The organism is Dysgonomonas sp. 521 (assembly GCF_010501055.1).
Lineage (GTDB): Bacteria > Bacteroidota > Bacteroidia > Bacteroidales > Dysgonomonadaceae > Dysgonomonas.
Genome location: NZ_QVMO01000028.1, coordinates 1 through 22,383 on the forward strand (window position 1 = coordinate 1; position 22,383 = coordinate 22,383).

The 22,383-nt window shown below is 39.5% G+C and carries 17 protein-coding genes; 6 read left to right on the forward strand and 11 right to left on the reverse strand.

Going from position 1 to position 22,383, the window contains the following annotated elements:
• Nucleotides 1-367 precede the first annotated feature (367 nt).
• On the reverse strand, nt 368-2,665 hold the full coding sequence (locus D0T84_RS09620; RefSeq protein WP_163307670.1) for an alpha-amylase family glycosyl hydrolase: 2,298 nt from the start codon (nt 2,663-2,665) through the stop codon (nt 368-370).
• A 201-nt stretch (nt 2,666-2,866) separates the two neighbouring features.
• Nucleotides 2,867-3,997, reverse strand: coding sequence for a hypothetical protein (locus D0T84_RS09625; protein WP_163307671.1), 1,131 nt, complete (start codon nt 3,995-3,997; stop codon nt 2,867-2,869).
• Between the two features lie 243 nt (nt 3,998-4,240).
• On the opposite strand from D0T84_RS09625, the gene D0T84_RS09630 reads away from it, so the two are divergent.
• Nucleotides 4,241-4,396, forward strand: coding sequence for a hypothetical protein (locus tag D0T84_RS09630; protein WP_163307672.1), 156 nt, complete (start codon nt 4,241-4,243; stop codon nt 4,394-4,396).
• Nucleotides 4,397-4,586: 190 nt separating this feature from the next.
• Nucleotides 4,587-5,675 carry a hypothetical protein gene (locus tag D0T84_RS09635; protein WP_163307673.1) on the forward strand — a complete coding sequence of 363 codons (1,089 nt, stop codon included), beginning with the start codon at nt 4,587-4,589 and terminating at the stop codon, nt 5,673-5,675.
• A 374-nt stretch (nt 5,676-6,049) separates the two neighbouring features.
• Here D0T84_RS09635 and D0T84_RS09640 read toward each other — a convergent pair whose 3' ends face one another.
• Both D0T84_RS09640 and D0T84_RS09645 read right to left on the reverse strand, forming a co-directional pair.
• Nucleotides 6,050-8,263, reverse strand: a complete 2,214-nt coding sequence (locus tag D0T84_RS09640) for a glycoside hydrolase family 3 C-terminal domain-containing protein (protein ID WP_163307674.1) — start codon at nt 8,261-8,263, stop codon at nt 6,050-6,052.
• Nucleotides 8,264-8,345: 82 nt separating this feature from the next.
• Nucleotides 8,346-10,079, reverse strand: coding sequence for a phosphoenolpyruvate carboxykinase (locus tag D0T84_RS09645; RefSeq protein WP_163307675.1), 1,734 nt, complete (start codon nt 10,077-10,079; stop codon nt 8,346-8,348).
• 245 nt (nt 10,080-10,324) lie between these two features.
• On the opposite strand from D0T84_RS09645, the gene D0T84_RS09650 reads away from it, so the two are divergent.
• From D0T84_RS09650 to D0T84_RS09665, 4 genes are all read left to right on the forward strand, one after another.
• Nucleotides 10,325-11,383, forward strand: coding sequence for a class I fructose-bisphosphate aldolase (locus D0T84_RS09650; RefSeq protein ID WP_163307676.1), 1,059 nt, complete (start codon nt 10,325-10,327; stop codon nt 11,381-11,383).
• 370 nt (nt 11,384-11,753) lie between these two features.
• Nucleotides 11,754-12,038 carry a hypothetical protein gene (locus D0T84_RS09655; protein WP_163307677.1) on the forward strand — a complete coding sequence of 95 codons (285 nt, stop codon included), beginning with the start codon at nt 11,754-11,756 and terminating at the stop codon, nt 12,036-12,038.
• Between the two features lie 27 nt (nt 12,039-12,065).
• Nucleotides 12,066-12,344 carry a hypothetical protein gene (locus tag D0T84_RS09660; protein ID WP_163307678.1) on the forward strand — a complete coding sequence of 93 codons (279 nt, stop codon included), beginning with the start codon at nt 12,066-12,068 and terminating at the stop codon, nt 12,342-12,344.
• A 21-nt stretch (nt 12,345-12,365) separates the two neighbouring features.
• Nucleotides 12,366-13,391 (forward strand): radical SAM/SPASM domain-containing protein, encoded by a 1,026-nt coding sequence (locus tag D0T84_RS09665; protein WP_163307679.1) that lies wholly within the window; start codon nt 12,366-12,368, stop codon nt 13,389-13,391.
• A gap of 431 nt (nt 13,392-13,822) precedes the next feature.
• Here the strand turns inward: D0T84_RS09665 and D0T84_RS09670 are convergent, their stop codons facing one another.
• The 7 genes from D0T84_RS09670 to D0T84_RS09700 all read right to left on the reverse strand — a co-directional run bounded on the left by D0T84_RS09670 (nt 13,823) and on the right by D0T84_RS09700 (nt 22,363).
• Nucleotides 13,823-15,454, reverse strand: a complete 1,632-nt coding sequence (locus tag D0T84_RS09670; protein ID WP_255495295.1) for a flotillin family protein — start codon at nt 15,452-15,454, stop codon at nt 13,823-13,825.
• A gap of 42 nt (nt 15,455-15,496) precedes the next feature.
• The gene (locus D0T84_RS09675) at nt 15,497-16,069 is read right to left on the reverse strand and encodes an NfeD family protein (protein WP_163307680.1); all 573 of its coding nucleotides are present in this window, start codon (nt 16,067-16,069) and stop codon (nt 15,497-15,499) included.
• A 444-nt stretch (nt 16,070-16,513) separates the two neighbouring features.
• Nucleotides 16,514-17,842 carry a TolC family protein gene (locus D0T84_RS09680; protein ID WP_163307681.1) on the reverse strand — a complete coding sequence of 443 codons (1,329 nt, stop codon included), beginning with the start codon at nt 17,840-17,842 and terminating at the stop codon, nt 16,514-16,516.
• Between the two features lie 20 nt (nt 17,843-17,862).
• Nucleotides 17,863-18,987 (reverse strand): efflux RND transporter periplasmic adaptor subunit, encoded by a 1,125-nt coding sequence (locus D0T84_RS09685; protein ID WP_163307682.1) that lies wholly within the window; start codon nt 18,985-18,987, stop codon nt 17,863-17,865.
• A gap of 48 nt (nt 18,988-19,035) precedes the next feature.
• The gene (locus D0T84_RS09690; protein WP_163307683.1) at nt 19,036-20,292 is read right to left on the reverse strand and encodes an ABC transporter permease; all 1,257 of its coding nucleotides are present in this window, start codon (nt 20,290-20,292) and stop codon (nt 19,036-19,038) included.
• 120 nt (nt 20,293-20,412) lie between these two features.
• Nucleotides 20,413-21,666, reverse strand: coding sequence for an ABC transporter permease (locus D0T84_RS09695; protein ID WP_163307684.1), 1,254 nt, complete (start codon nt 21,664-21,666; stop codon nt 20,413-20,415).
• Nucleotide 21,667: 1 nt separating this feature from the next.
• A complete protein-coding gene (locus D0T84_RS09700) occupies nt 21,668-22,363 on the reverse strand; it encodes an ABC transporter ATP-binding protein (RefSeq protein WP_163307685.1) in 696 nt (231 codons plus the stop codon).
• Between the last annotated feature and the right edge of the window lie 20 nt (nt 22,364-22,383).

Genomic DNA, 22,383 nt, shown 5'->3' on the forward strand with positions numbered 1-22,383 from the left:
ATAAACTGATGGCTCCTTAATTTATCGTTAAATCTCTCCGTAAAGGTAAAAACTATATAAATCTTGTAAAAGATGAGGCAGACCGAAGGCTTACAATGTTTAAATTTTATACGAATATTTTATTATGCCTTTTTCTTCGTTCATTTTTAGTCTGTTTTAGTCTGTTTTTCCTTTCTCTCAACTCAACCAACGGTCACAGGAGCGAAGCGTATGTAAAAAAACATCTCTAAAAATTTGAACGAATAAAATTTAAACAGTTACTAAATCTCAAAATAAAAATAACCTTTGGCTGTATGCAGCCAAAGGTTATTCAGTAAAATAGCTATACTCAAAATTGTGTGTAGCCCGAAAGTTTGCTTTACGGTGTTTATTTACTCATGTATAGCCGGTATTCTCCCGGTTGTAGTTTTATGCTTTGTGTGGTAGCCGAAAGGCTAAGTTTATCTCCTGAGAAATAATCCTCCCAATTACCGGTTTTTCCGAAATTTACTGTCGCTGTAGCTTCCACTACATCAAGGTTGGCGATAGCACATACATATCCGCCCGCACCTTTCAGCAATATTTGCTTATATTGATTTTTTGTATCAATAGTGTAATCACTGGCAGAGAAAGCAGTATTTGAATTACGGAGCTTGTTCATCTTAGCAAATACATCATATAGATTCTTTCTGGCAGGTACATCATAATATTCCCAATGCGGAGGTTTCTTACCTAAACGGTCGTTGTTCAGTTCCTCATCATAGCCGAGTTCTCCAAACTGCCATATCATTTTAGGCCCCGGAAACGACATTAGTATGACTGCTGCCGCTTCGGTACGTTTAAGCCCGGTTGTCAAATCTTTTACGTCATAACCTCCGCTGGTTTTACCATAAGCCTTGTTTTTGAACATAATACGTTCTTCATCATGGCTTTCCATATAGGCTACCAGATTTGGTTTCTTCCAGCCTCTTTCAAGGTACGAACCCCACGATACATCTCCTTTTGGCCCGTATTCTCCGGCTTCGGCACCCCATCCCATTGTAGCCTCATTGAAGTTATAGTTCAGGTTTCCCCATAGTTTGATGCCTAGTTCAGCTAGTTTTGTTTCTTCATCGTTATCCGAAAGATGTTCGCAGATGAGTATGACATCCGATTTTCTTTTTTTCATTTCGTTATATATGCGCTCCAGGTTTTTAATACGGTCTGCATCGTATGGGCTTCCCCAGCTATTATTGCCTGTAGCAGGATATGGAGTATTTGAGAAGCCTTTGGTAAAGTCGAAACGGAAACCGTCAACCTTATATTCTTTCATCCAGTATGAACAAACGCTGTCTACAAACGCTTTTGTATATTCACTTTCGTGATTGAAGTCGCATCCCCACTGAGCATCGGGATTAGCGAAATTTGATCTTTGATTATACCACGGATTATCAGCTGTCGGGTTTCCGTTTGCATCCTTATACATTCTTACCATCGGGCTTTGTCCGTAGCTGTGGTTCAGCACCATATCCATTATTACGGCAATGCCATTAGAGTGGCATACGTCAATAAATGATTTGTAGTCGTTGGATGTCCCGTATGCTTTATCTGCTGCAAAATAGAAAGAAGGATTATATCCCCAGCTGTTATTGCCTTCAAATTCGTTGAATGGCATCAGTTCTATCGCATTTACTCCCAGGGTTTTCAGATAGTCTATTTTTTCTTCTACGGCTTTTATGCTTCCCTGCTTGGTAAAGTCACGGATAAGTATTTCATAGATAACCATATTATCAGGATTGTCTATAGAGAAGTTCGATACTTTCCATGAATATGAAGCTGGTGCCGTATTCACAACCATTGCTATCTCAGTTGTTTTTCCGGTAGGATATTTTATCAGGTTCGGATAAATGGCATCGGGAATAGCATTGTCATTTGAAGGATCGGATATCTTGCTGGCATAAGGGTCGGCAATTTTGATTGTATTGTCGATAAGATATTGGCATACATATTCTTTACCTTTTTCCAATCCCCCTATCTTTATCCAAAAACGGTCTCCGTCTTTTTTCATTTTATAAGTGTCAGAAACTGTCCACTCATTGAAATCCCCGATAAGGTGTACTCTTTCTTTCTTCGGAGCGAATAATACGAATGCCAGTGAATCGTCACTCAATATGGTAATACCGTCTCTCAGGTTGGCTGGTAATGTCGTTGATTCCGGTTGTTTTGTTGCAGTAGGTACAGTATCCGTGATAACATATATGTAGCTATCGCCCGCTTTGGACGGAGTAGTAGATGTCAGGGCTATGCCATTTACTAAAACCTGATTGTTGCTCTTAGTCACAAATAAAGCATCGTTGCCGATACTCTCCAGTTTTAAAGTATCAGTTGTAAATGCTGTTAAATCATAAGTACCTTTTATTATATGACGTTTCAATACCTGCGTGGTATAACCGTCTGTAGTAGCCTTTTTTCCGGAGGTGCTGTTCTTTGCCGCTAATACCGTCAGTTTTTCTTCCGAAATATTCAATGTAGGAGTTATACTCTTGAATGCGCTGGTAAAATCCTCGATACCGGATATATTTCCCAACTTATCAGTTATTTTCTCTATTTCCGTTTCTTCTGCTGGAGTATTCGGCTTATCATCATCACTACAAGCTATAAATACACAACATAGTAGCAACGGGAGAAATAGTCGTAAAAATTTCATGGTATAATTAAATATTAGATTGATTATAAACATATTTCAGTAACAAAGCTATGTTATTTGATCGAACCATTATTAATCTATCATAGGTTTACTTACGAAAAAAGATTGCAAACGTTTGCATGTTAATTTTTAAGCAATTATGGGCTTCTGTATAAAAAAAGCCTTCCATTTGCGGAAGGCTTTGAAAGGATAGTCCGTTTTTTATATGTTATACAGGCTGAAACAGCCATAGTCTGTCCTTACAGCTAATTGATTATCTATAAATTTGGCTTCCGCCGTTTTTACGCAATGTTCGATAGGGAAGCTATACAACATTTTTTTATTTACATAATCGAATACATAGGCGTTAGTTAAGTGGAATTGAACCAGAACCGATTCATCCTCATTGAAGCAGAAAGAGAATATCGTAGGTGAATATTCAGGTACGGATAGTCCCGGATACGCCAGTTCTGTACCTTTCTCCACCTCGAAGAAGTACAGACACCATTTTCCATACTGCTCTCTTATTACCAACGTACTGTCGTTATCTACAAATTGTATCTGGTCAACCATTCTGAATTCGCCTTTAATAGTCCTTATCAGCTTGCCTGTATTGACGTCTATCAGTTCTATTTCGCCTTCTTTGTTGTGGAATGCGAGTATCTTTCCGTTTTTTGACAGTCCGGCGCAAAAGGCGATCGAGCCTTTTATTATTTCCACATTGAAATCTTTTTCAAATACAACATCATTAGCGTTATTCCGGGCATACATTTTGGGATGTGAGCCATAAGCTATATTGTTGTCGCTTACCGAGATGAAACTGGCTGTATGCTTAAACGAAGAGATTAACTGGATAAATTCTTTATTACTAAGACTATATTTGTAGATATAATGGTCAACGTCCATTAATAGGGTGTTGTCATTCGGGCAATAACGGATATCCCACGGTAAAACCTTTGGCAGATCTATTGTTTCTTTCAGGTTGCCTTGTTTGTCTATGAGCAGGAGAAAATCTTTCTGGTCACTTGCCGTGTTGTACGCTCCATGCTTGTAAACGAATATGCCCTCCGGAGTATTCTCGAAAGAAAGACAACCAGTATACCCCAGTCCAGCCAAGCAGTGTAGGGTAGGGGTTCCCTGCTTTTCTGTCTCGTTTCTTTCTATGTAATTTTTCTTTAGCAGTTCCCATCTTTTTTTCTCATATTGCTTGTCTGCTTCATCTTGTGTAGGGTATTCTTTTTCTGTTGTTCTCGATTTCCCTTTATTTATATTTTCAGTTGTTATTTTTTTACCAGACAGTGTTATTATGCAGGATTTGTCACTCCCGATCTCGAATAAGTTAGCGGTTTTCATTGTATATGGATATTTAGTTTTTTAATAATGCAATGAATAATAGGTATGTGAGTTTGATATTATAAATATAGCTAGAATCTCTCAAAGATAGGCAAAATCAGGAAGAATAGAGTAAGTATTTGGTAATTAGAATTGTTTGGCGTTGTTTCTCCTATATTCTTCTGGTAGGCTAAATGGAAGAATATAGAGCGGTTAAGCGAAAGATTTGCTACCTAAGTACTGCCTTTTTAATAGACCAGATTAATGATAGGTTTCGGGCTGACGGATTATCCGTCATTCGGGATATATCTGCATTTGGACGAGAGCCTGCAGGATGAGATAGTGAATAAATACAATCTGAAACCGACCAATATGGGTATGGATTTTCCCTTTGGAGACAAGAGAAAATATTTGAATTGATACCGTATTGGAATGTATCTAGGTATTAAGATTATGCTAACTAATAGTTCTGTTCCTCAAATATTTGCTAAATTTACAGGCTAATATAATTATTTTTTACGTATTGTGATTTCAGATAATTATTGCGTGTATTTATGAGTTACTGGCAATCTTAAGAAACGGTATAACTAAAGTTTTAGAATTAGATAATATGAAAAATTTATTTTTAGGCCTATTATCCCTTTTGAGTGTGAACTTGTATTCTCAAGAATACAAAGTATTTCATACAGCTATATGTTATGATTTGTTATCAAGCATTGAAAACTTTGAAACACTTACTGAAAGTTCCATGTATAAAGATTATTTGGCAACAGATTCGATTTTTCTGTCGAATATCGAATTGATAAATAATGCTATTACGGCTTCCAATTTGTGTAACTTATATGCAAGTTTACCAACAAATAAAGATAATATAGATGATTGCATTTCATTCTTTATTTCTTTTACTCCAGACATGATACCGCAAGAATTTCAAGGAAGATATGTAGAAAAGATTTATGCTGTAAAATCAGAAATAATAGCTGTCGTTAATACTCTGAAAGATGCTGGATATGAGGAATATTGGAAACAAAACGTACGACAGAAATTAGAGAAGGCAATTAATAATTATATTTTTGATGAAGGGCTTTTAGAAAACATACATAAAGAAATTAATTCTCTTGCAGGTAGTATGCCATTAAGCAATGATTTTTCTAAAATTTACATATTAGATATAGGTAATGCATTTTCTCTAAACGATGAGACTTTTTGTTGTACCTATTTCTTACTTAATAAAGAGATTGCAAAACAGTATAGAATAGATTTTGTTCAGGTGTATATCCATGAAAATTTACACCGACTTTATTTGTCAAAAGAGTTAATGACTCAATTGGAGTTCTTATATACAACAGACGAATTTTATCGAGTTAACGAATCGAAAGCCACAGAACACAGAGAAGGTAGAAATGAGGCTTTTATTGTTGCTGCGGAAACGTATATCTCTCGAAAATTAGGATTAAAATCAGATGAAGATGTTTTAACGGAATTTACTGAATATTTAGAAGGGAGTTTAGTTCTTTCTCCTATTATATACAACAACTTGCAGGATAAAAAGAAAACAGAATCATATAATGACTTTTTATTGCGTCTCTTAAAAAAAGGAATAATTGAAAGTGGAGACATAGAAAAACAATACAATTCTGCAATGAAGATAATCAAGGATAAAGTGCAAAAAACAGCCACTAACAACGGTTTGCTCTAATGCGGGGTGTGTGACAGTAGAAAGTTCTGTCGGATTTTAAAGGTTCACGTCCGTGCGAACGCACATGAAGTCTCGTACTACAGCAGACCACTGGCCGTTACTCCTGTTCCGGCAATAGTTTACAAAGTATAGGGTTGTTCTTAATCCTTTCCAGTTCATTTTCAACGATCTTTGCAAACAGATAACAGAGTTATTTGAACGCATGAAAAACTAAGTGTATCTAAGCACTTTATACCTACTTATCTACTGCCCACTTCATGTGAGAATCTTCAAAAACTATTGATAGTCAATTTGATATCCTCATACTGCCATAAAAATATAGTGAAAGCCCCTTGTATTTTAAGAGGCTTTCGCTTAGATTAGCAGAATTTGCGTTAATCTACAATATATTCATTTCCTGTGATTTCAAAATCCTTTTCCACTATAGGGAGTTTTTCTGCACTAGTTGGTGTCGGCGAAGTACTTCCTATATATAGTTTCCTTTTACCCTCACTTACTTTTAATGCGCCCGAGTCGTCAGTCAGGGCTAAGTCTCTTGGGGACAGGTTGAATTCCACGGTTTTTGACTCGCTCGCTTTTAAAGAGATTCTTTCAAAGCCTTTCAGGGCATATAATGGTTTCAGGTCTTTTGTGTCTGGGTATGACATGTAAAGCTGAACTACTTCTTCCCCTTCTATTTTTCCCGTATTCGTCACTTTTACACTTACTTTTACAGTAGCATCGGCTTTTACAGCAGACGGCATCTCTACAGGGGCATATTCGAATTTAGTATAGCTTAGCCCGTATCCGAATGGATACAGAACCTGCCCGTCGAAGTAACGGTATGTTCTGTTTTTCATCTCATAAGAGTTGAAAGGCGGTAAGTCACTGTCTTTGGCATAGAACGTAACCGGTAACCTTCCGGCAGGGTTATAATCCCCGAAAAGTACATCTGCTATAGCTGTTCCCGCGTCTTGCCCGCCATACCATGCGTTAAGGATTGCTGGTATGTTCTGCGATTCCCATTCTGTCGCGATAGCGCTACCGGTCATCATTACAAAGACAGTCGGTATATTTTCCGCTACGAGCGCTTTCATCAGTTCAGTCTGTACTTTCGGTAGTTTGATAGACGTTCTGTCTCCTCCCGTAAAACCTTCTACATTTACAGGCATTTCCTCTCCTTCGAGTTCTGGAGATATACCTCCTACAAAGATTACAACATCTACACCTTTAAGCCGTTTAGCCAAAGCCGTGATATCACTTTGCCCGTTTTCCGGAGCCTTTACAAAGTCTATCCCTTTTTCAAATATGACTTCTGTTCCTTTCAGTTTATTTCTGATCGCTTTGTACGGAGTAACTATTTCGGTAGGAAAACCGTTATAGTTTCCAAGTACGGATACCTCATTGTCTGCATTAGGGCCTATGACTGCTACCTTCTTTAGTTTCTTGCTGAGAGGCAATGTGTTGTTTTCATTCTTTAATAATACAATAGATTCCCGTGTCATTTTCAGCGCCAGGTCTTTATGTTTTTGAGACTCAAGGACTGTTGTATTTATCTGAGAATACTTCACATCGTTCGCGGGGTCAAACATACCTAATCTGAACCTTATGGTAAACAGGCGTTTCAATGATACATCTATCTGGCTTTCCGTTATTATTCCGCTCTTGACAGCATCTACCAATGCTTTGTATGCATCATTCCCACAATCTATGTCGGTACCGTTATATACGGCATCGGCTGCGGCATATTTAGCTTCGGGATGTGTTTTATGATGACGGTAAAAATCGTCTATGGCTCCGCAATCGGATGTCACATAGCCTGTAAAATGCCATTTGTCGCGTAAGATCTCCTGCATCAGCAGGTTATTGGCACAACATGGCTGCCCGCTGTAGGCATTGTAGGCGCACATGACTCCGGCTACTTTCGCGTCTTCTACCAAGTCGCGGAAAGCAGGCAGGTATGTGTCCCATAAGTCGTATGTGGTAACAAATGTATTGAATGTATGGCGTGTGTTTTCGGGTCCGCTGTGTACGGCATAATGCTTGGCGCATGCCGCGGCTTTCAGGTATTTAGGATCATCCCCCTGCAATCCGGCCACAAAGGATTTACCTAAAGTTCCTGTCAGGTATGGGTCTTCGCCATAGGTTTCCTGTCCGCGTCCCCAGCGTGGATCCCTGAAAATGTTAATATTAGGTGTCCAATATGTTAATCCGTAATATATCTCACGGTTGCCTTTCGATGTGGCGTCATTATATATGGCCCGCCCTTCATCGGATATGGCTGTTGCCACATCTTTCATCAGGTGTTTATCCCAGGCAGCAGCCATTCCTATAGCCTGAGGAAAGACGGTAACTTTGTAGTCTGTCCGGCCTATTCCATGCAGGCATTCATTCCACCAGTTGTATGACGGTATATTCAATCTTTCTATCGCAGGTGTGTTATTTAACATCTGCGAAACCTTCTCTTCTAATGTTAATTTTGACACTAAGTCGCTGACGCGTTCTTCAATCGGAAGGTTCGTGTTTAGGAAAGGATGATTCTGTCCAAACAGTGAATAACAGGATAATGTGTAGATAAAAATTAGTTGGGCTAGTTTCAGTTTTTTCATGATTAGTATTGATTCTGAATATTATAAAATATACACAAAGCCCCTGGAAATCAATCGAGAGGCTTTGTAAATATATTAAATATTATTCATTAATCAAAGAAAAAAGTTCCTCCGCAGCTTCACGGGGACCATCTTTTGCTTTGCCATCGATAGCGAGGGATGTGTGCATCTCTCCGATTTTTACGCCTGAGTCTTTCATTTCCCTGAAATAGGTACGTACGAGTTTTTCTGTAGCTTCCCGTTCCTGCACCGGACCGAAAGGATTTGCAAAATATGATTTTACAAGGCCTTTCTCCGTTGTAGTCCCTTTGGCTTTACGGGCTCCATCTTCGAAGACGGTGATTGCTTTGTCCAGATCATCATAGATCAGGATTTTCTTGTCAGCTTCGTCGTAGTTATTCGCATACAGGAAATAGTCGATCGGATATCCCCTTGATATGATTTCGTAAGTAGAAATAGGTATTGTAACGCGGGCGTTTACCTTGTCCATGTTGGTATATACGCCCCTGTCGAGCTGCGCGAAGGCATAAGCCGGATCGAGGTCGTCAACGCGGACGAATGCTCCTATTTCTGTTCCGTATGCTTTGATCGTTCCGTCATCCTCCTTTTTTAGGTAGCCCATGTCATCGAAAATGACGCGCATGTGGCGGATGTAATTTTCATTCAGTGTACGGAATGCTTCAAGGCTTTCTGATTTTCCTGCACCACTGTCTCCAACTATGATAATGTTGGATTCTTTGCCATTGCGCAGTACGATGTTTACCATTGCTCCGTGTATAGGTAATCTTTCGTTTTCTATTTGCTTCACGTTGTGCAATGTGAGCAACATCTTTTTCATATAACCAAAATAGTCGATGTCGTCACAATAGTTGGCATACCCGATAAGGATGTCATTTTTCTTATCCTTGTAGTAGAATGTACGTTTTTCTTCGTGTCCGTCAGGATATCCGAATACATAAATCATATCCGGTTTTTTACCGATATATTCGGTTTCCGTAGCAATCTCAAAAAGATTGGATAATCCTACACCATGTACCATAAAGTCCTTATGAAAATAAACAAAGGTAAGCATGCTGCCCACTTTGGCAGGGAATACAAACCAGTCGTCTTCGTTGAGTACTATATTTTCAATTGGGTTTTGCTGGTGTTCCTGGAATATTCCGTCGCGCGTGTTCCTCTTTGTATACGATATATATGGCGGATGGAATACCACAGTGCTGATAAACGGAATTGACGTAAGCCCCTTGTATTCGATAGGGCAGTTCCAGTTGACGTCATTCAGCGTAAGTCCTGCATTGGCTCCGGCTGTAGACTGGCGGAAAATGCGCGACTCACGGCCATTTACTGTAGCCTGTATTCTCCGGCCTGTAGATAGTATCAGGTCGTTGAACATATCGTTAGCCTGAATGAAACGGACGTTTTGTAAGCCTTCGCCCAAACGGTTGTTCCTTACAACGGTATAACGTTCCAGTTTCTTCCAGTAGGCAAAAAGCAGTTCGGTCACTTCAATAAACAAATCTTTATCTTCGAAGAATATAGAATACTTATTATCTACTGCAATAACCTCATCAATATTAAATACAGTCAACAGTTTAAATACCTCAATTATAGCGTCAACAAGATCATCTTCGGAACCAAAATGTTCTACGTAATAATCAAAGATTACCACTTCATCCTTTTTTAGAACTTGTTTTATAAATGATTCGACAACACGTCGGAAACCATAGCTATTGAGGAGCTTTTGCTTTGTATCGCAATATTTAAGTGTGAAATTGATCATTGCTCTTCCCCTGGAAAGCGTAAATTCATGTAGCATAATGTTCTATATGTGGTTTAATTAATATAAAAAGAGAAATTTCCTTATTATGAGACGAGCAAAGATAAAGATTTTATTTAAAAATTTAGTTAATCTGATATGGCAGAATATAGGCTGTATGTTAAATTTTCTTTTAACAATGCTGAATAAAGCAGTGGTTAGATAAACTAAAATCACAGAGTTTTGTTCTATACATATAAGGCGATTCTGATGATTCTTAATCAATATAAAATATAAAAAAAATTATGGCTAGTTCAAAAATTATAAACATCTTAGGTGACCAAAGCGAATATCTTCTTGGCCATGTTAGTAAAACTATTGACAAATCACTTATCCATGCGCCCGAACCGAATGCGATAGATAATGTCTGGATCGATTCGGACCGTAATATCCCTACCCTAAACAGCCTGCAAAGATTGTTAGGTCATGGCCGATTGGCTAATACGGGTTATCTATCTATCCTTCCGGTAGATCAGGATATCGAACATACGGCAGGGGCTTCGTTTGCGCCTAACCCTATTTATTTCGATTCGGAGAATATCGTTAAACTCGCTATAGAATCAGGATGTAGCGCGGTAGCGTCCACATATGGCGTGTTAGGTTCTGTTGCCCGTAAATACGCGCATAAGATACCATTTGTAGTAAAAATCAATCATAATGAATTGCTGACATATCCCAATACTTACGATCAGGTACTTTTCGGTACTATAAAAGAAGCATGGAATATGGGTGCCGCGGCAGTGGGAGCTACTATTTATTTCGGCTCGGAAGAAAGCCGCCGCCAGATAGTCGATATAGCGAAAGCGTTCGAATATGCGCATGAGTTAGGTATGGCTACCATCCTTTGGTGCTATTTGAGGAACAGTTCCTTTAAGAAAGACGGGGTAGATTATCATAGTGCTGCCGACCTTACATCGCAGGCTAACCATATAGGCGTTACCATCAAGGCGGATATTGTAAAACAAAAGCTGCCTACGAATAATGGCGGGTTCAAAGCGATCAATTTTGCAAAATGGGACGAACGCATGTATAGTGAATTGTCGAGCGACCATCCTATTGATTTATGTCGTTATCAGGTTGCAAATGGTTATATGGGACGTGTAGGGCTTATCAATTCGGGTGGAGAGTCTCACGGAGCATCAGACCTAAAGGACGCCGTTTATACAGCTGTAGTAAACAAGCGTGCGGGAGGTATGGGCTTAATCTGTGGACGTAAAGCGTTTCAACGCTCGATGAAAGAAGGTGTGGAACTGATAAATACAATACAAGATGTATATCTTGACAAGGATATAACTTTAGCGTGAGCTACAGTCTAGTGTTTTTTATTATAGTTGCTGAAGCGGCCCTTGTGCATTTGCACGGGGCTTCTTTATTTTTAGTATCATGCAACTTTTGTAAGGCACCAATCATCTAATATTATAGAGAACTTACTAATAGCCTGTTTAAATTTTAGCGAAAATTTTTATTACAGGTTCTGGTCAATAGTTCTTAGCAATTTTTTTATGCTCTTTTTAGCGTATTTCACCCTTTTTACTCTTGGTTTAGCCCGCTAATTAGCTCCGCTGACCGTTGGTTCTGCTAGTAAAAATGATAAAATCCATCTAAAAACAGCTATAAAAAAGATTTGCTATAAAATTTAAACAGACTCTTATATTATTAAACCGAAACAAAGCTATGAAAGTAAAATCCTATCGTTTTTTATACCGTATTTTTTCTTTTTTGTCAGATAAGACAAACGGTGCGTCTCTCTTTGTGAAATATAAGCTTATTTTAGGAGCATTATTGGTTGGAATGGCCGTAGTGTCGTGTGGTACAGATGAGGATGAGCCGGAAGTGACCTGTTATCTTGTTTACAACCCGGAGGAAGAAGCTAAATTGAATTTGGGCGAAACGGAAAAAAGTAATATATTCGTTGTGGAAGAAGATACTTTTGACGAAAATATTATTGAAGAAGAATAAGAAACTGTTGCTTAACAAATAAATACGATGAAAATAAAATCCTACAACTTTTTATATCGTATATTTTCCTTTATGTCGGATAAGACGAATGGCACATCGTTCTTTGTGAAATATAAATTGATACTGGGTGCGTTGCTTGTCGGGCTTGGTACAGCCTCATGCGGCGATGGGGAAGACGAACCTGAAATTATGTGTTACGATCCGGCTTCTCTGGAAGTGCCTCAGGAGGGTTCTCAAAAAACGGATTGGAATCAGGATACTGGAAGTGTACAAACCGATAAGACCTTTCCGGTAGACGGGGAGTAATGATGATTTACATATAGATATATGAGCACGAAACTACAACTATCCCATATCGCTTTCGAATTGACCGATAAATGTAACTTGGGATGCCGTTATTGTTATAATATATGGAAAATACCGGGTGTGGAACGGAAAGGTTTCAACTCTTATAAAAAAGCGACCGAGGCTTTAACGCTTCTTTTTTCACAAGCGGATATACGGAATGTTACCCTCACTGGGGGAGAGCCTTTCATGGCCGAACGTTTCAGGGAAATAGCCCTTTTTTGCAGGATGGAGGGGAAGTCGGTAACGGTAATTAGTAACGGTTTTTTAGGAACAACGTCTGATTACAAGAGCATGATAGCAATGGGTATAACGCTTTTCGAATTTCCTGTTCATTCCGCCGACGCCGCTATCCATGATAATATTACTCAGGTAAAAGGGAGTTGGGAAAAATCTCAGGCATCGATACAGGCTGTCCGCAAACTGGGAGGGTATCCCGTACCTGTGATTGTCCTTACCAGGTTTAATGTAGATGTTCTCGAAGATACATTGGAATTTATTCATAAACTCGGATTGAAACGTATTATGCTCAACCGTTACAATATAGGCGGAGATGGCACTGCTAATCCGGCTGCCGTATCTGCAAATCATGTGCAGCTACGCAATGCTTTCCGTATTGCAAATGAAAAGTCTGGAGAATTGAATCTGGTTATTTCATCAAATGTATGTTCTCCCGATTGTTTGTTAGATCCTTCCGATTATCCTGCCATCATGTTTGGACATTGTTCCCCCGATGTATTGCGAAGACCTGTTACTCTGGATATAAATGGTAGTGTTCGCTTATGCAACCATTCGCCTGTGGTTGCCGGTAATATTTTTAAAGAAGATTTAAGGGATATATTATTTTCTCGGTATGCCGAATCGTGGAATTCAGAGATTCCCGAATTTTGTTCCGACTGTGAGAAATGGAATAGATGCCGGGGTGGGTGCCGTGCCGCATCGGAACAATGTGGTCTGGGACTGGGGCATGTTGACCCTGTATTGACCGAATCAACATTATTGGGCTAATCTGTTATTTGCGATTGACCTCGCTTTGCCATGCCGGTTTTTCGGTTGGTTAACAACGATGTATATTCTTCTCTTTACTGGTACTTATTTTGATGTTACTGATACTGCGTATGGGGCTTCCTATACGAATCAAGATATTGATAATAGAAAATGTCGGAGAGAAAGAGTATATGGGCAGAAATAATAAAAGCCACTTTGTAGTGGCTTTTATCATCAGATTTAGAGTCTGTTTAAATTTTATAGCAAATCTTTTTTATAGCTATTTTTAGATGTATTTTATCATTTTTACTAGCAGGTTTAGCGGGCTAAACCAAGAGTAAAAAGGGGGAAATACGCTAAAAAGAGCATAAAAAAATTGCTAAGAACTATTGACCTGAACCTGTAATAAAAATTTTCGCTAAAATTTAAACAGACTCTTAATCTGTAGTTTATCATTTGCTATCTTTCTTATTATCTTTCGTTTTAGCGGCAGTATCCTTTTCTGTAGGTTTTACTACAGGTTCTTCCTTTATTTCTTCTTTGGGAGATTCTTCTACAGGCGCTAAAGGTATGGTAACTCCTGCTTTTTCTGCATCTCCTTTCAGGTATGAAGGCAGGCTCATTCCGGCCATATTAAACAAATCGTTTAATGGAGGAACAGATTTCATAAGACCTGAAACAAAGTTAGCCGTTGTGGTATTGCCATTTGCATTATTGCTACCCGGAGAATCCCAAACCGTAATTTTATCAATCTTAAGATTTTTGATAGCTTCAACCTGAGTCTTAACCAATTCGGGTAATTTTTCGATAAGCAACAACTGATAAGCGGCAACAGGATCGCCACCGGCGGCATTGACAACACCTTTGTAACCTTCGGCTTGTTTTGACAATATCTCAAATAAACCACGGGCTTCGGCATCCATCTTCGCAAATATTGCGTCCGCTTCTCCTCGTGCCTGCTCTCTCAGCTGTTCTGCAACAGCCTGTGCTTCAATAATAACTTTCTGTTTTTCTATTTCAGCCGGAACTACAACGTTGGCTATTTGTGTAGAACGTTCTCTTTCCGAACGTGCCATTTCCGCTTTTTGTTCCGCTACGTATGCTTCTTCCAGCGCTTTTGCCTGTTGAACTTTTTCGGCGGCAACAGCCAGGCGGGCGGCTTCTGCTTCTTTTTCGCGGCGCAAGGCGTCCGAACCGGCGATTTCAATCTTAGCGGTATTTTCTCCTTTTACAGCTATAGCGTTTGCTTCGGCCGTCTTTACACGGGTATCTCTGTCTGCTTCCGCTTTACCGATAGATTCATCCCTTACAGCTCCGGCAATGCTAACTTCCTTGTCTTTTTGGGCAATTGCTATCTGCACATCCCTGTCTCTGTGTGTTTCAGCTATCTGTACATCACGCATCCTGTCAGCAACAGCTTTTCCGGTTTCCCCTATTTTTTCCTGTTCGGCAACGCTCACTTTAGCTTCATTTATAGCTTTGGCAGCGGCCTCTTTTCCCAGTGCTTCGATATAACCCGATTCATCATTGATGTCGGTAACGTTTACGTTTATCAGTTTCAGGCCTATTTTGCGAAGTTCTGTATCAACATTCTTTGAAATATTGTCAAGAAATTTATCACGGTCTGAATTGATTTCTTCAATCATCATGGTTGCAATAACAAGACGAAGCTGGCCAAATAAAATATCTTTTGCCAATTCCTGTATCTGTGATGTAGTAAGGCCAAGCAACCTTTCAGCCGCGTTATTCATATTTTCCTTTTCGGTGGAAATGGCAATGGTAAAACGGCATGGGACATCCACGCGGATATTTTGCTTACTCAACGCACTGGTCAGATTGGCTTCAATGGATATCGGTTTCAGGTCCAGATACGCATAATCCTGTACCACAGGCCAGATAAAAGCTCCTCCGCCATGAATACATTTAGCCGAAGAACCACCTGTTCTTCCATATACAACTAAAATCTTATCGGAAGGGCAACGCTTAAACCTGGATGTCATAGCCAAAATTAAGACAATCAGAACAACGACTATAACCAAGCCTAATATGGCGAAGCTTCCTCCTCCTAATAATCCGTCAAACATATTTTTTTGAATTATATAATTAAAAAATTAACTTACTTTTTTTTAACTTAATGGCTCTACAACTAATACTCCTGCTTCTATCGCTATTATTTTTACAAGAGAACCTACTTTTAGTTCTTTTGCTGATGGGGTAATGGCGTACAGTTCGCGGGTAGAACCTTGCACACTGACAAATATTTTCCCTTTTCCTTCCTTTGCGGGCGGAATATTCATATATACATCGGCCGTTTTGCCTAATGTATCTTCAATTTTGAATGTATTATCTTCCGACAAGCGTAGCAATGTCCTTAGTACAACAAAAAACAGGGCGATAAAAACTATTCCTACAACAAAGGAAACTACACCCAGTAAAAACTTATTCTCTATTACACCATAAAAAGAGACTCCAGCCCATCCAAAACCTAAAAGGAAATTGATGAGATTGCGCAACGAGAACAATTGGAATGGTGCATCCCCGCCGTCCATGTTACCGTCAAAATCGGCGTCACCCCCAGTGTCGGAATCAGCTCCCACAAAGGTCATTATAGTTTGTATGATAAATATAACACTGGCTCCGATGGCTATATACCAGTAGAATTGTTGGGCGCCATCCATACTTGCAAAAAATTCTTTCATAGCGGGAATCTGATTAATAGTGTTAATTGGTTTGCTCTAATACAAATATAATATTTTTTTTGGTAGATACTACGTGTGTAGGGTGTTATTTAAATGAAAAATATTGTCTGTTTTCAAATTATGAAAATTAAGAACCAGGGTATGCAAAATATTTATTGGATTAAATTAAGAGCCTGTTTAAATTTTATACGAATATTTTATTATATCTTTTTCTTCGTTCATTTTTAGTCTGTTTTCGGCTGTTTTTTCCTTTCTCTCAACTCAACCAGCGGTCACAGGAGCGAAGCGCATGTAAATAAACATCTCTAAAACATCTCTAAAAATTTGAACGAATAAAATTTAAACAGTTTCTGAAATATTACCAACAGTAGACCGACATAAAAAAATTCCGTAGAATTTAAATACTCCACGGAATCTTACTCTACTTGGTTCTACTAAACTTAATTACTCTATATCAATAGGTTTCCCTTGATAAAAGTCGAGAATTTTGCTTTTAAACAAAAAATCATACTTCGCCCGTATTTGTTCAGATTTGCTTGTTAATAGTTTGGTTTTGGCTTCGTTGAATTCAAAAACGGTTGATTTTCCTATTTCATACCTTTCCTGTGCATATTTGAAAGATTCTTCTGCTGCGTCATAGGCTTTGATTGTTGAATTATATTCCGATTGTGCCGCAGACGCGCTTTGGTATGCCTGTTGTATCTCTTTATACAGAGCCAGTTTTACATTGTCGAGTTCCAGTTCCTGTCTTTCGATATCCAGACGGGCTTTGCGTACCTTATTGCGTACCTGAAAACGGTTGAAGATGGGAATGGCCAAAGAGAAACTGATATATTCCGACCCGCGATCTTTTAGCTGTTTCCCGAAACTAATATTATCTACACCCGAAACCCGTTGGTATGCTGTACTATAACCTAGTCTGAGATCGAGAGTCGGCCAATAATCGGCCTGTGCAACTTTCAGAAGTTTTTGACTGCTACCCAGTTTGTATTCGGCTTCTTTTACATGGGGTTTAACTCCTAGAGCCATTGCATATACCTGACTTGGGGGTACGATGCTCGAAATATTATCAGCAATTACATTACCAAGGTTTGGCTCTTCTATATCGAAATTATTGTAATCAGTGAGGTTTAGAGCCTGTGACAGATTAAGTAATGACAGAATATGCTCATTATCGGCTGTTGTTACATTCAGTTCATCTTTTGCCAACTGGGCTTTTATATCGTATAATTGCGACGCAGGCACTTTTCCCGATTCAACCAGTATCTGAGTACGTTCCACCTGCATTGAGCTAAGCCCAACCTGCTCTTTCTGCGCTCTTAATATCTCCCTGTTGAACAGTACGTTCAGGTATAATGAAACCACGTTCAGTTCGAGGTTCTCTTTCGCTTTTTTTAAGCCTTCAGTTGCCGCCTGTAAACTGAGTTCATCCGCTTTCGTCTGGTTCGGAATCCTGAATCCTGTAAAAAGAGGAGTGGTTGAAGATACCCCAAAGGATGTAGCCGAAGAGTTGACCGATTGGGAAGTATTATCACTCAAAGTTGACCGCCCGAAGCTAAAGTTTTGTCCAATATCTGCGTTCAGGTTTGGCAGACGGCTATTCTTCGTAGTACTGAGGTTTATTTCTGCACTTTTTACGTCCAAGGATGTTTTCCTCAAATCGATATTGTTTTCCACAGCATAGTCTACACACTGTCGCAATGTCCATTTTGTCTGAGCATGAGAATACAAACCAATGAACAACAGGCTGCATAATATAATAGTTTTCTTCATAATAGATACATTATCAAATTTTATTGACCCGGTGCGCTCTTAGGTTTATCGGTAATTTCATTACCCCTGATTCTGTCTCCCTGATTCAGTCCTTCTTTTACTTCCACTTTTATTCCGTCAGACAGGCCTATTTTGATATTCTTTTTGTCGAATATCTGTTTTTGGTCTATGGTGTCTTTCAGAATATAGATGTAAGCCGAATCGTTACTGAATGTAATCGAACTTTCAGGTATGGTCAGTACCTTCTCTACTTTTGCCAATACAATTTCCGCATTAGCGCTGTATCCGGCACGTACGACCACAGTATCGGGGATACGTGCTGCAGCCTTGATCTCGAAAAGGATAGCCCCGTTTTCTTCAACACCTTTCGGCGCAATATATTCAAGCGTAGCGTCAAACTTCTTGTTTTCGATGGCTCCGACAGACAGTTTCATCGGCATTCCGGTATGTACGCGCCCAACTTCGGTTTCGTCTATTTTCCCTATAAATATCATATCATTCATATCGGCAACAGTGGCAATGGTGGTACCATCGTTGAATGTATTGGCCTGTATCACGGAGTTACCTTTCTTGACAGGTACATCCAATATCATACCTGTAATGGTAGAACGTATCTGTGTATTGCTATATTGAGCCGTTTTCTTGGATATACCACTTTTTACAATATCCAGATTATCTTTCGATTTTTCCAATTCTTCGAGAGCTTTTTTGTAATCAGCTTCCGACTTGTCCATTTCTTCCTTGGCTATTACTCCTTTTTGGTAAAGCTGTATCTGGCGTTCGTGTTCCGCTTTAATCTGAGTAAGGTTGATCTGCGCAACATTTACCTGCGATTCGGCCGTATTAAGCTGTGCTACATCCGGAACTACTTTTACAGTCGCTATAATATCCCCGGTTTTTACAAAGTCGCCGGCTTCTTTCAGCACTTCGGATACAATACCGGATATCTGTGGCTTGATAAGGATTTCGTCGCGAGGCGATACTTTTCCCGTGGCAACGGTAGTGTTTTCGATATTCCCTGATTCCACGGTAGTGATTTCATATACAACATCTTTGGGCTTCGATTTTTGATACAGGAAGACAAATGTGCCAATGACAATGACTCCTATAAGTACAAATAATGCAATTCTAAGAACTTTTTTCATATCCTATTTAGTTTAATTTTCTATTATATCTATGTTTATACTGCTACCTTATTCTTCCCTGATAGCATCTATAGCCTTTATACGCAGTGCCCTCATTGCTGGCATAAACCCTGCACAGATACCCGATACAATAAGGATAACCATTGCTATGAGCGCCGTATCGAATGACACAAAAGGAGGTATCATAAATGTATCTTCACTCATATTCCCTGTCATGGCCGAATGTATTCCTTCCAATATCAGTACCCCGACTAGGAAACCCATAAATCCGGCAATGGCTGTCAATACGAAACTTTCGCTCAGGATTTGTTTCACTATAGTCAGAGGTTTTGCTCCGATGGCACGACGCACCCCGATTTCGCGTGTCCGTTCGCGTACTGTTACCAGCATGATATTACTGATGCCAATAATGCCGGACATCAAAGCCCCCAAGCCTACTATCCATATAAGGGAATCTATACCCAGAAAAAGGTTGTTGAATATCTGAAATTCTTTTTCAATATTGAAGCTATCCACAGCTTTTTCATCGGTGGGAGATATGTCGTGTGCCATCTTTATTATGGCTGTGACTTCTTCCTGCACCACAGATGCCGGATATCCCGGTTTGGCTGTACACGCCATAAAATAAACCTTGTCACCTTGATTAAATGCCTGCCTCATAGTGGTGAACGGAATAAAGACCGTATTTTCCACATCGCCGCCTATAGAGATACCCGATTTGGGGCGGATTACACCGATTACCTGAAAATATATCCCGTTTACCCGGATATATTGTCCTTCAGGGTTTTCATTCGGTTGGAATAAGGTTTCATATACTTCACGTCCTATTACGCATACTTTACGCATTCCGGAAATATCCAATTCGTTAAAGATACGCCCTCTCAGTATATGTTGTTGTTCTATTTTGAAGTGGTCGGGATAAATACCTCTTGTTCCGTAAGAACCGGATTTTTGTCCACGTACAACATTTTTGTCGCCACTGTTTCCAAATAGTACAGGGGATATATATTCTACCGACTGGGCTTTTTGCCTGATTAGGGTTATATCTTTCTGGTTCATAGACCAAAACCGGCCTTTGCGGAAACCTTTGTATGGCTCGCTTGTTACATCTGTCCAGAAGAAGCAGGAATTGGAAGCGAAACCGCTTACATTTTTCATAATACCTCCCTGAAAGCCATTGCCGATACCGATAAGGATAATCAACATAAAGATACCCCAGAAAACTCCAAACCCTGTAAGAAAGCTACGGAGTTTGTTCCGGGTTATCGTTGCCCATATTTCTTGCCAATTGTCTAAATCAAACATATTTTCTTAGTGAAATTTAAAGATTTAAGAATTTAAAATTTAAAGATTTTGAAAAACGAATAATCAAATACTTCAACTAAAATTTTTAAACCATTGAATTTTTAAATTCTTAAATATTATTTATTCGGCTCTCATGGCCTCGATAGGACTAATTCTTGTTGCTTTCAGAGCAGGTATAAGTCCTGCCACGGTTCCGGCTATTATGAGGGCTACTGTAGACCATATAACGATAGGGAGATCGACTGTAGGATCTTTAAACACCGATGGTCCGTCAGACGGCATGTTTGCCATAGCGGCACTGATAGCCTCCGTGATGCCGATGCCGATGACCATGCCTATATATCCGGCAGCCGTTGTTATCATAATAGCCTCTAATATTATCAGTTTCAGTACCGAGAAAGGTGATGCTCCAATTGCTTTGCGGATACCGATCTCTCGTGTTCGTTCTTTCACAGTAATCAGCATAATATTGCCTACACCTACTATACCTGCCATCAGGGAAGCTGCTCCGACAATGATAATAAAGAATGTTATCGCAGAGAATATGCCTTGTGCTTCCAGCATATCTTCGGCAGTATTTCGTATATACAGTGCCGATCGGTCGGCCGGATCGAAGCTATGCAGTTTACCCATTTTCTGCCGTATGCTCTCTACAAATTTTTCGTTAGCTTGCTTTGTATTCAAGCCTAATACGGTAAAGTCCATTCTGCGGAAGCCATATCCTTTGTTATAAAGCATCTGGGCTGTAGAGAAAGGTATGTATGCGGGCGGGTTATTGTTGTAGATATCATCGTTATTGTATACTCCTATTACTTGATATGCAATATTATTGTCTGCAATAACATATTTATCTATCGGATCTTCATCCTTGAACAACACCTTTTTCATATCAGGGCTGAGAACAATAACCTTACGGCGGTGGTCAATATCCATTTTATTGAGGAAACGTCCATTGCCATTAGATACTTTGATATTGTTTATAATAGCTGCATCCTGTGAGACACCTTCAAGACTCCACGAACCGTATTCTTTATTATACGATACTGTTGCCCTCTGGCTCAGCCTGACCGAAACATATTCTACTTCCGGTATTTTATTCCGTATAAGGTCATAGTCTTTGTGGTCAAATTTTATCTGCCTGTTGGACGGTAATCCGCCGTATGCCATTGAAGTCCATCCCGGCCATAGAGTAACTGAATTTTGCGCCCTGCGGGCAAAGTTAGAAGTAACACCGTTTTTGAGTCCGTTACCGGCGGCGAGCAAAATTATCAGCATAAATATACCCCATGCCACGGCAAAGCTGGTAAGGAAAGTCCGCAGTTTGTTTTTATTGATGGTGGAAAATATTTCGCGAAGTGAGTCAAAATCAAACATATCACATTACGATTACAGGGTTTTCATTAACTTCGATAGAACCAATAATACCATCTTTAATATGGATAACACGGTCGGTAGCATCGGCCACAGCCTGTTCGTGTGTTACAATGAGCATTGTGATTCCGTCATCGGTATTTATCTGGCGAAGCAGTTGCATCACATCCCTCGAAGTCTTACTGTCTAATGCTCCGGTAGGCTCATCGGCTAATATAATCTGGGGCTGTGCTATCAGGGCGCGGGCGATGGCTACACGCTGTTTTTGTCCTCCCGACAGCTCGTTAGGCATGTGATTGGCATGACTGGAAAGTCCCATTTTTTCGAGATATTCCATTGCTATAGTATTCCTTTTCTTTCGTGAGACACCTTGGTAATATAAGGGGAGAGCTACGTTTTCCAACGCGTTCTTAAAAGTTATCAGGTTGAAGGACTGGAAAATAAATCCTATTTTTTTATTCCTTAATTCAGCCGCTTTCGTTTCGCTTAAATTCTTGATCAGGGTATTGTCCAGATAATATTCGCCTGTATCGTACGTATCCAGAATTCCTAAAATATTAAGTAGTGTAGATTTACCTGAACCTGAAGCTCCCATAATGGATACTAATTCTCCTCTTTCTACCTCCATATTGATACCTTTCAATACATGTAGTGGAGATATCCCCCAATAAGTTTTGTTTAAATCCTTTATCCTAATCACGCCTGTTTTTGTTAGATAGG